Source organism: Siccibacter colletis (genome assembly GCF_000696575.1).
Taxonomy (GTDB): domain Bacteria; phylum Pseudomonadota; class Gammaproteobacteria; order Enterobacterales; family Enterobacteriaceae; genus Siccibacter; species Siccibacter colletis.
Window position 1 is genome coordinate 92,221 of sequence record NZ_JMSQ01000011.1, and the last position, 13,359, is coordinate 105,579.

The window sequence follows — 13,359 nt, forward strand, 5'->3', positions numbered from 1 at the left end:
CTCCTCAGGAGGGGGATGAAATATCAAACAGGCTGTGCGGGCTGGCGTGTAAGCCAACCTGCTGGCCGGGGCTCCAGCGCTCGCGCGCCGGGCAGTCAACCTGCACATCGCGGCCAGGGGCCAGCTCAACCCGCACGCGCTGGCTCTGACCAAAGAAGGTGCTGTGCAGTACGCGGCCTTCCAGCAATGCACCGCCGAGCTCGCCGAGGTGAATATCCTCGGGGCGGCAGTAGAATTCGCCGCCAGGCAACGTCAGACGATTTACCGTGCCCACAAAGTCCGCCACGAAGGGGGTTGCCGGATGGTGGTAGATCTCACGCGGGGTGCCGATCTGCTCAATCTGGCCGTGGCGCATCACCGCAATGCGGTCGCCCAGCGCCATCGCTTCCTGCTGATCGTGGGTGACATACACCGCAGTGATGCCGAGCGTGCCGAGCAGCGTGCCGATATCCTCGCGCAGCTTGTCGCGCAGACGCGCATCCAGCGCGGCGAGTGGCTCATCAAACAGCAGCACCTTCGGACGCGCCGCCAGTGCGCGGGCCAGCGACACGCGCTGCTTTTGCCCGCCGGAGAGCGCCTGCACCGGACGGTCGGCGAAACTACTCAGGTCTACCATCTCCAGCATCTCGCCAACACGCTGGCGTATCTCGCTCTCCGGCAGGCGCTGAATGCGCAGGCCATAGCCGACGTTCTGCGCCACGTTGAGGTTGGGAAACAGCGCATAGTTCTGGAACACCATCCCGACATTGCGTTTCTCAATCGGCAGGGCGGTGACGTTGCGCTCGTCGAACCAGACGCTACCGCCGGGATCGCAGCGCTCCAGGCCGCTGATAATGCGCAGCGTTGTGGTTTTGCCGCAGCCTGACGGGCCGAGCAGTACCAGGGTTTCGCCGGGCTCAACGGTAAGATCCAGCGGATGCAGCGCGGTATGGTCGCGCCCGAAGGTGCGTGCGCACTGGCGCAGGCGGATAGATACGGGAAGCGTCATGAAGTGCTCTCTTTGTTACGGCGGCGCGGGCGGCTTATCAGGTGCATCGCCAGCAGCAGCGGAATGATCATCACTAAAAACAGCGTGGTATAGGCGGAGCCGATTTCGAGACGCATTGAGGCGTAGCTGTCCGCCAGGCCTACCGGCAGGGTTTTGGTCAGCGGCGTGTGCAGCATCCAGGTGATGTTGAACTCGCCAATCGACAGGGTGATCACCATAAACGCCCCGGCCAGCACGCCGCTGAGGCAGTTCGGCACCACCACGGTGAGAAACCGATTCAGGGTGCCGGCCCCGAGGCTGGCCGCGGCTTCTTCCATAGAACGAACATCAATGGCTTTCATCACCGCCAGCACCGGGCGCACCATAAACGGCAGGGTGAACAGCACGTGGCCGATGAGGATAAACCCCCAGCTGCTGCGCAGCCCCTGCACGCCGCCGTAAACCAGCAGCAGCCCCAGCGCCGTCGCCAGCCCCGGGATCGCCACGGGCAGCATCAGGCACTCTTCAATCCAGCCCGCCAGCCGCGACGGGCTTTTCAGCAGCGCCCAGGCAGCGGGCACGCCAATCACCACGGTGCAAACCAGGCACGCCAGCGCGATGCCGAGCGACAGCCAGAAGGTCGGGGCGTAGAGCGCCCAGACTTCGTCGATCCAGCGCAGCGTCAGGCCGCTTTTCAGGCCAACAAAGTAGTTTTCGGTAAAGCCCGCCAGCACCGACATACCGATTGGTACCAGCAGAAACAGGCATACCAGCAGGGTCAGCCCCAGCTGAAGCGAAAATAACAGCGGACGATTCACAGCGTGCTCCCCACGGTTGTGCCGGAGAAACGGCGCGCCAGCAGCAGCGCCCCCCAGGTAACCAGCCCCATGATCACCGACAGCGCCGCGGCGGTGGCGAAGTTGGCATAGTTGGTGAATTCACCGTAAATAGTCAGCGGCAGCACGGTCAGTTCGGTGCCAAGCGTAAAGGCGGTGCCGAACGCTCCCATGCTGGTGGCAAAGCAGATGGCGCAGCTGGAGAGCAGGGCCGGCGCGAGGCCGGGAACGATCACGTCGCGCACGATGCGCCAGCTGCCGGCACCCAGCGAACGGGCCGCTTCCTCAAGGCTGCGGTCAAGGTTTTCGCAGGCGGCGACCAGCGTCATCACCACGCGCGGGATGGAAAAGTAGAGGTAACCCAGAAACAGGCCACCGAGGCTGTAGGCGAAGGTCCAGCGATCGCCGGTCAGCGCGGCACCGAGCTGGGAAAACAACCCCTGCCGCCCGCCAAGCATAATGATAAGAAAGCCCACCACCACGCCGGGGAAGGCCAGCGGGAAGGTGAGCAGCGCCAGCAGCAGCCCTTTGCCGGGCACCGCATGGCGCGCCAGAAAACAGGCCACCACCGCAGAGACAGCCACTGCTGCCACCGACACGGCGGCCGACAGCAGCAGGGTGATCCCCAGACTTTCCAGATAGCGCGGGTTAGCCAGCACCGTCCAGTAGGCGTTCTGCTGCGAACTGCTGTCCGGCATCGTGCCGAGCACCACCAGCCAGCCAAACGGAATAAGCCAGAAAGCGACAAACACCGTCAGCGCCGGAACGAAAGCGAACAGCACTGCACGCGGCAGCGGGTTGCGCATCCGGCGGGGTGGTCGCCCCCCTTCACGGATGGGCGACGCGGCACTCTGCCAGGACAACGACATTACTTCACCTCGCTCAGGTACTGCGCCGAGAAGGCTTTTTGCGCATCAGCCATCTGCTGATAGTTAACGGTGCGGGCGCGGGCGTAATCGCTGTCCGGCAGGAACTGCGCTTTGGCCTGCTCAGACATGGCGCTCTCGCGCACCGGGCGCAGCCAGGCGTTCGCCCAGATTGCCTGACCGCGATCCGACAGCACGTAGTCGATCACTTTTTTTCCTTCCGCCGCGTGCGGTGCGTTCTTCACCAGGCTAATCACGTAAGGCACCTTGATGCTGCCCTCTTTCGGGATCACAAACGCGATGTTGGCTTTATCTTTGTACTTCGCACGGTAGGCGTTGAAGTCGTAATCCAGCAGGATCGGGATCTCGCCTGACAGCACGCGCGCGTAGGCGGTCTGCTTCGGCACGATCGGGCTGTTTTTACTCAGTTGCTTAAAGTAATTAATGCCCGGTGTGAAGTCGTTGAGCGTGCCGCCTTTGGCGAGGTTCGCCGCGGTGGCGGCTGCGTAGCCAACGAAGGCGCTGGCCGGATCGAGATAGCCCACCATGCCTTTGTACTCGGGCTTCAGCAGATCGTCCCACGATTGCGGCACCGGCGCGCCGTTCAGGGCATCGACGTTAACCATAAAGCCGATGGTGCCGGAGTGCAGCGCCACCCATTTGCCGTCCGGATCTTTCATGTCCGCCGGAAGGGTGTCCCAGCCCGCCGGTTTGTAGCTGTCCAGCACCTCAGACTTTGCCGCCTGAATGCCGAAGGTAATGCCGAGATAGACCACATCAGCAACCGGCTGCGCTTTTTCGGCGACGATCTGCGCCAGCGCCTGGCCGGAGTTTTTGTTGTCCTGCGGCACCACAATGCCGGTATCTTTGGCGATCGCTTTCAGCTGCGTTCCCCAGTCGGCCCACTCTGGCGGGCAGTTGTAGCAGATGGCGGACGCGGCCTGCGCCTGGGACGACAGCAGAACGGCGCTGGCGAGGCACAGTGAAGCAATAGTGGACTTTTTCATGGTGTTTCCCTGGTGTTGGTCAAACATCAAAAGCGCGCCGGAGCGATGCTCTCACCGCGGCGCAGCGTAAAATCAAGAATGCGTGAAGGGGTTTCCACGCCCTGAATCAGGTTCATCAGGCTCTCCATGGCGATGGCGCCCAGCTCCCGCTGCGGCTGTACAACCGAGCACAGCGCCGGGCAGACCATCTCCCCCAGCGCAATGCCGTCAAAACCGACCACCGAAATCTGTTCCGGCACCGCATAGCCCAGCCGCTGCAGGCTGCCAATGGCGCTGAGCGCCAGCAGATCGTTGGAGCAGAGCAGGGCAGTGAGCGCATGCTCGGCAATCAGCGCGGCCAGCCGTCCGGCATCAATCCGGGTGTGGTGCGCCATCTCCATAAGCGGCAACGGTGTCAGCCCGGCATCACGCATCGCCCCGCAATAGCCCTGGTAGCGCAGCTGCGCGCGGTCAGATTGCTGTACCGGCCCGGCGATCATGCCGATGCGGGTATGACCCAGCGTCAGCAGCTGTTGTGTCGCATGCTGCATAGCGCGCTGGTTATCGACGCTGATGGTGATGAAGTTTGTCGCGCTGGGGTTATGCACCAGCACCGCCGGCAGCGGCTCCTGCTCCAGCAGCGCAAGGCAGGCGCTGTGCCGGGCGTCGGCCACCGTCAACACCAGGCCATCCACCCGCTGACGCAGCAGGTTTTCCAGCACCGCGGATTCGCGCCGGGTGTCGTAATCGGTGGTGGCGACCATCAGCGCATAGCCGTGTTCACGCGCCAGATGTTCCATCCCCTGTAACTGCTCGCTGAAGACCGGATTACTGAGGGTCGGCAACATCACGCCGATAATGCGCGTTGACTGGGTGCGCAACTGGCGTGCCACGTAGTTGGGGCGAAAACCAAGGCTTTCGGAGGCAGCAAACACTTTGTTGCGCGTTGCTTCCCGCACTTTTTCCGGCTCGGAAAAGGCCCGGGCGGCAGTGGCGCGGGAGACGCCGGCAAGACGGGCAACGCTCAGTAAATCGGTCATGCGCTCTCTCGTTATCAGGAATGAGATCGATCTCATTTGCGGCTTATCCTGCGCGGCGCAGATGTCAGTCCGATGACGGGAAGATGACGAAAGGATGTCGTAAAGCACCTAAAAATATTTCGGCTTGCCTTGATGATTGAACGCGTTACTATTTTGTAAGTAATTGATGAGTAATGGCTGTTTATTTGACACTGACAGGGAGAGAGTAATGAAGCTTCATATCTACGAACACTGTCCGTTCTGCGTGCGCGGGCAAATGATTTTCGGTCTGAAAAATATCCCGTTCGAAAAAGTCATCATCATGGAGGGCGACGCTGAGACGCCAACCCGTATGGTCGGGCGCAAAATGGTGCCGATCCTTGAAAAAGACGACGGCAGCTTTATGGGCGAAAGCATGGATATCGTGAAGTACGTCGATGGCCTTAGCGGCGAACGTATTACCGATGCGCCGGTCGATCCGCAGATTGAGGCCTGGACCAAAGCCGCCACCGGCCCGCTGTTTAAGCTGGCGATCCCGCGCTTTACCCAAGGCGAATTTCCTGAGCTGGCTACGCCAGACGCCCGTGCCGCCTATCTGGCGCGGGAAGAAAAAGCCTTCGGCAGCATGAAAACCCTGATGGCCAGCACGCCGGAGCTGCTGGACGAGATGAACCAGAAGCTGCGCGAGCTGGAGCCGCTGGTGGCGGACCGCGAGCAGATCGATACCAGCGACTTCATCCTGTTCCCGCTGCTGCGTTCGCTGAGCATCGTCAAAGGCATTGAATTTGGCCCTTCGGTAACGGGCTATACCGTCAATATGGCGGTGCAGTCGAAGGTGTCGCTGCTATCCGATCAGGCCCGCTAACGCCGGGTCAGCCACTATCCCATTCATCAACTGGAGAAGACCATGACCGTACCTGTTGTTGCAATTTTTGTTGCCAAACCTGGCGCCGAGCAGACCGTCGAAGCGATGTTCCGCGCGGTGATTGATACCACGCTGACGGAAGAAGGGTGCATCAGCTACCAGCTGAACCGCGACAGTGAAAATCCGCGTCGCTTCGTCTGGACCGAAGAGTGGCAGAGCCGCGAGCTGCTGCAAAAACACATCGAGGCGCCGCACATCGCCACGCTGTTTGCCGAACTGCCGCAGTATATCGAAAGCTCAGACATTATCGCGCTGGAGAAAATGGCGGGTGGTGCTGCGAAGTAAGAATAATGGCTCCTGCGGGGGCCATTAACTCTTGCTAAGAGAAATAGCAGCGCCATCACGCTGATCTGTCATATACTTCATGCATGTCTTCATGATACCCAGGGGGAGCAGCGCTATGCGTGCCAGAAAAAAGACGACAAGTTACATCCAGCCCTCTCGTGAACGGTTGATACGAAGCGTAGTAACCTCGACCGCTATCGAAACCGAACAGTCACCTGAACAGGTGAAAACGACGCTTGATGCGCTGCGCGATAAATTAGCTCATTTACGACTGGCAAATTAATCGTTTCGTATTGCCTCATTTACTAATTCTTCCATCAAACCATATTCCATATTCATGCCTGCATGAATGGCAGTGATGTACTGATCTTTCTTTTTCTCCCATGCATGGTAATCGAGGGGCGTAAATCCGGCCTGCACAGCCATAACATCTGCCAGGAGACGAGCCAGACGACCATTACCTTCCCTGAATGGATGAATAATAATGAGTTCAACGTGCACAGCAGCGATTGCTCTAATGGTTTGTTCCCGGGTCATACCAGAGCATGGCGTGTATTTAGCGAGAAACTGATTCTCGAATCCGCGAAGAAGGAACAGCAAGCGGGCAGCGGCAGCAAAAAGAAAGTTACTCTTACTGAGATTTACCGTCCGTATTTTTCCAGCCCATGTATAAATATTCCCTAACCATTGAAGATGCCATCTTTTAAGCAAAGCTATGGTTATTTTTCCACGTGGGAAGTGCTGTTCAAACACATGTACATAAAGTTTTTCCAGCAAAATGAGTTCTACCTCGTTAATCTCCTCAGCATCAATGATATTAAGTTTATTGGCTAACACATGCGCTTGTTCATCGAAGGTAAAATATCCTTCATCGTTGGTGATGCGATATTTGCTCACAGACATTCCCTTTGTCATCAGGCCAGACGGCTGAGCGTTAAGGCTATTACGTGCTGTAAGCGGGAACATTGATTATTATCAGGATGAAGGAGCATGGTAATGCTGGTTAACGAGCAGGTTGCAGGGGCCGTTATAGCCCCTGAAATACAAATGTATTATTCAACAAATGCGCTAACCGGCAGGTCAAACCGTTTCGCCAGCGCCTGCATGTGTTTTAACGTCAGTTGACAATATGGAAACTGTGAAGGCCGCGCGCGTAAAAAAGGCGCCCGCAGGCGCCTTCTGGTGAATCTTATTTCGTGAACGCCTTACAGCTTCTGCAGAAACGCCAGCAGATCGTTGTTCAGCTGATCCTGATGGGTAACGGCAAAGCCGTGCGGTGCGTTGTCGTAGACTTTCAACTCGGCACCAGAAATCAGTTCGGCGGAAAGCTTACCGGTGGCCTCGAACGGGACGATCTGGTCGTTGCTGCCGTGGATCACCAGCGTCGGAACGTCAACCTTCGCCACGTCGCCGCGGAAGTCGGTTTCTGAGAACGCGGTGACGCAGTCGAGCGTCCCCTTCAGCGAAGCCAGCAGCGCGATGTTCAGCGTCTGGGTCAGCGCGCCTTCAGAGACCGTCTGGCCCGCGTTCAGACCAAAGAACGGGGTCGCGAAGTCGCTGATGAACTGGGCGCGATCTTTACGCAACCCGTCCTTGATGCCGTCGAACACGCTCTTATCAACGCCCTGTGGATGATCGTCGGTTTTACCGAAGATCGGCGTTACCGCGCCCAGCAGCGCCAGGCCAGCCACGCGGGCGGTGCCGTACGTGCCGATATAACGGGTCACGTCGCCGCCGCCCATGGAGAAGCCCACCAGCGTCACGTCCTGCAGATCCAGATGGGTAATCAGGTCGTTGATGTCGGAGGCGAAGGTGTCGTAGTTGTAGCCTTCCCACGGCTGATCGGAGCGACCAAAGCCGCGGCGGTCAAAAGCGATCGCACGGTAGCCGCGCTCCGCCAGGAAGTTCATCTGGCTGTCCCACATATCGCCATCCAGCGGCCAGCCGTGGCTGAACAGAACCGGTTTGCCTGAACCCCAGTCTTTGTAATAAATCTGCGTGCCGTCTTTAGCTTTGAACGTACTCATAATGCGCTGCACTCCTCTGTGGTTGTCTGTAAACACTTAGCAGGTGATTCACTCCGGCGCGACCAGGTGGCGCACAATCGGAGTTGCTTCACCCCGCTGAAACGCTCTGACGCGGCTCTGGATCACATAGTCATTTTCGCTGTGGCGCTCGTGCTGGCGCAGATGCTCAATCCACGATCCCACGACAAAGGTTTCCACGAAGGTGCCGGGCTGCTGGATATCTTCGTACACCGACCAAGTCATGGCACCGCCGCGGCGGCGTACCCGGCGCAGCTCCTGAATCGCCGCGATAAATGCCGGCGCCTGTTGTGGATCAATCTGATATTCAATCGCCACCATCACCGGGCCACGCTCGTGCGCCACCGCCAGCTCTGCCGCACCCGCTTCAACGTGACTGTCGAGATTCAGCTCGGGATCTTTATCCAGCCGCCAGCGCAGCACCGTGGCGCTGGCCAGCACCATGCCGCCTGCGGCCAGGCACAGCGAGAGCGGAATAGAGAACAGCGCCGCCAGCTGGCCCCAGACCGCGCTGCCCAGCGTCATCGAGCCGAAAAATACCGTCAGGTAGACCGCCAGCGCGCGGGCTTTCACCCAACGTGCAGCGCTGCGCTGCGCCCCGACGTTGAGCGTCGAGAGCACCGCAATCCACGCCGTGCCGGTGAAAAACTCCAGCGCGGTCAGCAGCCAGAAGTGGCGCACGAACGCCAGCGCCAGCATGGTGAGGGCAAACAGCAGGCTCGCCAGCACCATCAGGCGATCCGGGTTGAGCGTCGCCCGCAGCCGCGGGAGCAGCATCGCACCGCAGATCGCACCCAGACCAATCGACGCCAGCATAATGCCGTACTCGCCCGGTCCTAGCCCCAGCTCGCGGCGTGCTACCAGCGGCAGCAGCGCCCAGCCGGCGCTGGCGAACAGGAAGAACGCCACGGTACGCACCAGCACGTTGCGCAGCACCGGGGCGGCATGGACGTAGCGCAGCCCGGCGCGCACTGCGGAGAAGAAGTGTTCCGGCGGCAGCTTCTGCACGCTCGGCTCGGCCTTCCAGCGCCAGAGCACAATCCCCACCCCCAGCACTGACAGCGCGTTAAGCAGGAACACCACCCAGGGGCCAGCGAACGACAGGATCAACCCCCCGAGCGCCGGGCCGATGGCGCGGCTGATGTTGATGCCCAGCGAGTTCAGGGCAATCGCCGGGGCCAGCTCCTTCTTGCTCACCAGATCCGGCACGATGGCCTGGAACGGCGGCGAACTCATGGCCGCGCCGGTGCTGAGCAGGAAGGTGGAGATCAGCAGCACCAGCGGCGTGACCTGGCCGGTGAGCGCCAGCGCGCTCAACCCAATGGCCACGATAAACATCCACAGCTGGGAGAAGAGCAGATAGCGGCGGCGATCGATAATGTCCGCCATTACGCCGGAGGGCAGGGCGAACAGGAACATCGGCAGGCTGCTGGCGGCCTGCACCAACGCCACCCACAGCGGATTGGGGCTGAGCGACAGCATCATCCAGCTGGTGCCGACATCGCTCATCCACGAGCCGATGTTGGACACCACGGTGGCGATCCACAGCATACGGAACACCGGCACGCGCAGCGGACTCCAGGTTGAGCTGGTGGGGACTGGTGGCGCGACTTCCTGCGGTACGCGACTGAAGCTTTCATCGGCATTGGTCATGCGCGACCTCCGGTACGGATGCGCCAGCGGCCAGGACCGCACAGCGCAATGGTGGTGAAGATAATCAGCAGCAGCCAGCCGAACTGCCCTTCGGCGATGCTCCAGCCGGGATGCACTGCCAGCATCGCCACCAGCAGCACGACGATGATCGGCAGGCAGGCGAGGCGGGTGAACACGCCCAGGGCAATCAGCACCGGGCAGATGACCTCCGCCAGAATCGCCTCCAGCAGGCTGACGTGCGGCCCGAAGCCAAACGGATCTTCAATGCGTATCAGCTCGGCACTGTAGTGCAGCACTTTCGGCAGGCCGTGCACGTAGAACAGCAGCAGCGCGCCGGAGATGCGCAGGAAAAACAGCCCCGGATCGAGCAGGGGCGGAACGGCGTTAAGGGTATGGGTCTTCATGGCATCAGAACGCAAAGCAGCTGCAGCCGAGCGCGCCCCAGAAGGCGTTATCGTCTGAGACCGGAACATCGGAGCGACGCGCTACATCATGGGAGTGCTGGTGGACGCCACACGGGCCGCTGCAGTGGTAACCTGTGCCATACCGACGCGGGCTGCCTGCGGCGGTGCGCTACGGTAGTGACCCGGCACGTTGACTACCGGTGACCAGTCCGGCAGCACCGGAATTGACGGCGGCGCCAGCGGGCCGAAGGTGCCGGCGGCGTAGACGATCTCGCCGTCAACAATGGTCAGTACGGATTCGATGCCTTTGATCTCCTCTTCCGGTACGCGGAAGTAGTCTTTCGACAGGATCACCATATCCGCCAGCTGGCCCGCTTTGATCAGGCCTTTCTTGCCTTGTTCGCTGGAGAACCAGGCGCTGCCGTGCGTCCAGAGTTGCAGGGCGGTATCGCGGTCGAGACGGGCATTGACGTCATACATCTGCATGCCGCCGACGGTGCGACCGGAAACCAGCCAGTAGAGCGCGGTCCACGGGTTATAGCTGGCGACGCGGGTGGCATCGGTGCCCAGGCCCACCGGAACCCCGGCCTCAAGCATTTTCGCAACCGGCGGCGTATGGCGCGTAGCGTCGATGCCGTAACGCTCGGCAAAGTATTCCCCCTGGAACGCCATACGGTGCTGCACGGCAATGCCGCCGCCCAGCGCTTTTACGCGTTCGATGTTGGCTTCGGTGATGGTTTCCGCGTGGTCAAAGAACCAGTGCAGGCCGTTGAACGGGATCTCGCGGTTTACTTTCTCAAACACATCGAGCATGCGGCTGATGGATTCGTTGTAGGTCGCGTGCAGGCGGAACGGCCAGCGGTGCTCAACCAGATGGCGCACCACGCGTTCCAGCTCATCTTCCATCCCCGGGGCCAGATCCGGACGCGGCTCCAGGAAGTCTTCAAAGTCGGCGGCAGAGAACACCAGCATTTCACCCGCGCCGTTGTGGCGATAGAAATCGCTGCCCTGGCCCGGCGTCAGCATATCGGTCCACTTCTCAAAGTCTTCCAGCTCATGGCCGGGACGCTGGGTAAACAGGTTGTAGGCGATACGAATCGTGAGCTGCTTTTTCGCATGCAGTTCGCTGATCACTTCGTAATCGTCCGGGTAGTTCTGGAACCCGCCGCCGGCGTCGATGGCGCTGGTCAGGCCCAGACGGTTCAGCTCACGCATGAACTGGCGCGTGGAGTTCACCTGCTGCTCCAGCGGCAGCTTCGGCCCTTTGGCCAGCGTCGAGTAGAGGATCATGGCGTTCGGGCGGGCAATCAGCATGCCGGTCGGGTTACCGTTGCCGTCGCGCTGGATCTCACCGCCTGGCGGGTTCGGGGTATCTTTGGTGTAACCCACCACGCGCAGCGCGGCGCGGTTGAGCAGGGCACGGTCATACAGGTGCAGGATAAATACCGGCGTGTCCGGGGCGGCCTCGTTGATCTCATCCAGCGTCGGCATGCGGCGCTCTGCAAACTGGAATTCGCTCCAGCCGCCGACCACGCGCACCCATTGCGGGGATGGGGTGCGCAGCGCCTGCTCTTTCAGCATCCGCAGCGCGTCTGCCAGCGACGGAACACCTTCCCAGCGCAGTTCGAGGTTGTAGTTAAGGCCGCCGCGGATCAGGTGCAGGTGCGAGTCATTCAGGCCGGGAATAGCGGTATGGCCCTTCAGATCCACCACCTGAGTGCCTTCATCGTGATGCTGCATCACTTCGGCGACGCTGCCGACTTCCAGGAATTTGCCGTCGCGGATCGCCGCGGCTTCCGCCAGCGGGTTTTCGCGGTCGAGGGTATGAAACGCGCCGTTAATCAGTATTAACTCGGCTTTATTGAGCGAAACCATAAATCTCTCCAGAACGAGGATGTCCGGTACAGGGACAAGCGTGAGGGCCACACAGCGAGCATGGCGCAGACGATGGAGCGGATTATGGTCAGTGCGGGAAAAGGGCGTCTAGTTATACATAGAGATAATAGTTTCACTTTCCTGAGCGGCCTAACATGCCTGCAGACCGGGGTTGTGACCCCTTTTTCGGCTCGCCAGGCTGTGCTGGCGATGTTGTGCTTTTTACCTCATTGGATACCATCATGACTGACTCTAAACTTGACCTGTTGACACCCGATAACTGTCAAATCATCTTTATCGACCATCAGCCGCAAATGGCATTCGGCGTACAGTCTATTGACCGCCAGGTGTTAAAAAACAACACCGTCGCGCTGGCGAAAGCCGCGAAAGTGTTCAACATCCCGACCATCATCACCACCGTTGAAACCGAAAGCTTCTCCGGCAATACCTATCCGGAGCTGCTGGACGTGTTCCCGACCCACGACATTCTGGAGCGTACCTCCATGAACTCCTGGGACGATCAGAAAGTGCGTGACGCGCTGAAAGCCACCGGTAAGAAAAAAGTGGTGGTTGCCGGTCTGTGGACCGAAGTGTGCAACAACAGCTTCTCCCTGTGCGCTATCGCCGAAGGCGACTACGAAATTTATATGGTGGCGGATGCGTCCGGCGGCACCTCAAAAGAAGCGCATGACTTCGCCATGCAGCGCATGATCCAGGTGGGCGTGATCCCGGTAACCTGGCAGCAGGTGATGCTGGAGTGGCAGCGTGACTGGGCGCACCGTGACACCTACGACGCGGTGATGAACATCGTGAAAGAGCACTCCGGTGCGTACGGCATGGGCGTTGATTACGCCTACACCATGGTGCACAAAGCGCCGGCCCGCAGCAAAGGCGAGCACCGCACGCTGGCACCGGTACCGGCACGCTAATCCCCCCGCCGGCCGGATACCCCGGTCGGCTTTTTTCACCTACAGAGGAAAGGCTATGAGCGCCTTTTTGATCTCCTCCGCAGCCGGCGTGCTGATTGGTATGGTTTACGCCCTGCTGAACGTGCGCTCTCCCGCACCGCCCGCTATTGCCCTGATCGGCCTGCTTGGCATCCTGACTGGCGAACAGCTGACCAGCCGTTTTCTCGCGCACGCCGCCGCGACGACGTTTGCTTTCCTGCACTGAGCGCCCGCTGCGGCGCGGCAATAGATATATTCTCTGGACACCCGTGGGGTAAATGTGATGAAACCATATGTCGTTTCACTGATAACCGGCGTGCTGGCGGGCGCGATTTACGCCCTGCTGCAGGTACACTCTCCTGCACCGCCGGTGATTGCGTTATGTGGCCTGCTGGGCATGCTGGTCGGTGAGCAACTGATTCCGCTGATCCGCCGCCTGAGGGCAGGCCAGCCCGTCACCCTGGCATGGTTTCGTCATGAGTGCGTACCGAAAATTAGCGGGACACCGCCGCCCGATGCCGATAACAACGCACAGGTGAAGTAGTTCTGGA

Annotated in this window: 14 protein-coding genes and 1 pseudogene; 5 read left to right on the forward strand and 10 right to left on the reverse strand. The window is 60.1% G+C overall.

Going from position 1 to position 13,359, the window contains the following annotated elements:
- Window positions 1-4: 4 nt before the first annotated feature.
- The 5 genes from ET34_RS0113710 to ET34_RS0113730 are packed head-to-tail and all read right to left on the reverse strand — an operon-like array spanning window position 5 to window position 4,695.
- Window positions 5-988: an ABC transporter ATP-binding protein gene (locus tag ET34_RS0113710; protein ID WP_031522974.1), complete on the reverse strand. Its 984-nt coding sequence runs from the start codon at window positions 986-988 to the stop codon at window positions 5-7.
- Window positions 985-1,785, reverse strand: coding sequence for an ABC transporter permease (locus ET34_RS0113715; protein WP_031522976.1), 801 nt, complete (start codon window positions 1,783-1,785; stop codon window positions 985-987). Before ET34_RS0113715 ends, ET34_RS0113710 begins: the two co-directional genes overlap by 4 nt.
- Entirely contained in the window at window positions 1,782-2,672 is an 891-nt protein-coding gene (locus tag ET34_RS0113720; RefSeq protein ID WP_031522978.1) for an ABC transporter permease, read from the reverse strand. Before ET34_RS0113720 ends, ET34_RS0113715 begins: the two co-directional genes overlap by 4 nt.
- Complete coding sequence (locus ET34_RS0113725) at window positions 2,672-3,676, reverse strand: ABC transporter substrate-binding protein (RefSeq protein ID WP_031522980.1); 1,005 nt, start codon at window positions 3,674-3,676, stop codon at window positions 2,672-2,674. Before ET34_RS0113725 ends, ET34_RS0113720 begins: the two co-directional genes overlap by 1 nt.
- A 26-nt stretch (window positions 3,677-3,702) precedes the next feature.
- A complete protein-coding gene (locus tag ET34_RS0113730; protein WP_031522982.1) occupies window positions 3,703-4,695 on the reverse strand; it encodes a LacI family DNA-binding transcriptional regulator in 993 nt (330 codons plus the stop codon).
- Between the two features lie 208 nt (window positions 4,696-4,903).
- Here ET34_RS0113730 and grxB point away from each other — a divergent pair, with 208 nt between their 5' ends.
- Entirely contained in the window at window positions 4,904-5,539 is a 636-nt protein-coding gene (gene grxB / locus ET34_RS0113735; protein WP_031522984.1) for a glutaredoxin 2, read from the forward strand.
- 42 nt (window positions 5,540-5,581) lie between these two features.
- Window positions 5,582-5,884, forward strand: a complete 303-nt coding sequence (locus ET34_RS0113740) for a putative quinol monooxygenase (RefSeq protein WP_031522986.1) — start codon at window positions 5,582-5,584, stop codon at window positions 5,882-5,884.
- 279 nt (window positions 5,885-6,163) lie between these two features.
- Here the strand turns inward: ET34_RS0113740 and ET34_RS0113745 are convergent, their stop codons facing one another.
- The 5 genes and pseudogenes from ET34_RS0113745 to ET34_RS21005 form a co-directional block, all read right to left on the reverse strand.
- On the reverse strand, window positions 6,164-6,781 hold the full coding sequence (locus ET34_RS0113745) for a Fic/DOC family protein (protein ID WP_031522988.1): 618 nt from the start codon (window positions 6,779-6,781) through the stop codon (window positions 6,164-6,166).
- A gap of 308 nt (window positions 6,782-7,089) precedes the next feature.
- Window positions 7,090-7,911: an alpha/beta fold hydrolase gene (locus ET34_RS0113750; protein ID WP_031522990.1), complete on the reverse strand. Its 822-nt coding sequence runs from the start codon at window positions 7,909-7,911 to the stop codon at window positions 7,090-7,092.
- Window positions 7,912-7,959: 48 nt separating this feature from the next.
- Entirely contained in the window at window positions 7,960-9,582 is a 1,623-nt protein-coding gene (locus tag ET34_RS0113755) for an MFS transporter (RefSeq protein WP_031522991.1), read from the reverse strand.
- A complete protein-coding gene (locus ET34_RS0113760) occupies window positions 9,579-9,986 on the reverse strand; it encodes a DoxX family protein (RefSeq protein WP_031522993.1) in 408 nt (135 codons plus the stop codon). Before ET34_RS0113760 ends, ET34_RS0113755 begins: the two co-directional genes overlap by 4 nt.
- A gap of 4 nt (window positions 9,987-9,990) precedes the next feature.
- Window positions 9,991-11,861 (reverse strand): annotated as a pseudogene (locus ET34_RS21005) (amidohydrolase).
- A 242-nt stretch (window positions 11,862-12,103) separates the two neighbouring features.
- Between ET34_RS21005 and ET34_RS0113770 the strand changes: the two are divergent.
- Genes ET34_RS0113770 through ET34_RS0113780 form a run of 3 tightly spaced genes read left to right on the forward strand, consistent with a single transcriptional unit; the run spans window position 12,104 to window position 13,352 of the window.
- Window positions 12,104-12,790 carry a hydrolase gene (locus ET34_RS0113770; RefSeq protein WP_024547872.1) on the forward strand — a complete coding sequence of 229 codons (687 nt, stop codon included), beginning with the start codon at window positions 12,104-12,106 and terminating at the stop codon, window positions 12,788-12,790.
- 55 nt (window positions 12,791-12,845) lie between these two features.
- Window positions 12,846-13,034, forward strand: coding sequence for a DUF1427 family protein (locus tag ET34_RS0113775; RefSeq protein ID WP_031522995.1), 189 nt, complete (start codon window positions 12,846-12,848; stop codon window positions 13,032-13,034).
- A gap of 57 nt (window positions 13,035-13,091) precedes the next feature.
- Entirely contained in the window at window positions 13,092-13,352 is a 261-nt protein-coding gene (locus tag ET34_RS0113780) for a XapX domain-containing protein (RefSeq protein ID WP_031522997.1), read from the forward strand.
- The last annotated feature ends 7 nt before the right edge of the window (window positions 13,353-13,359 follow it).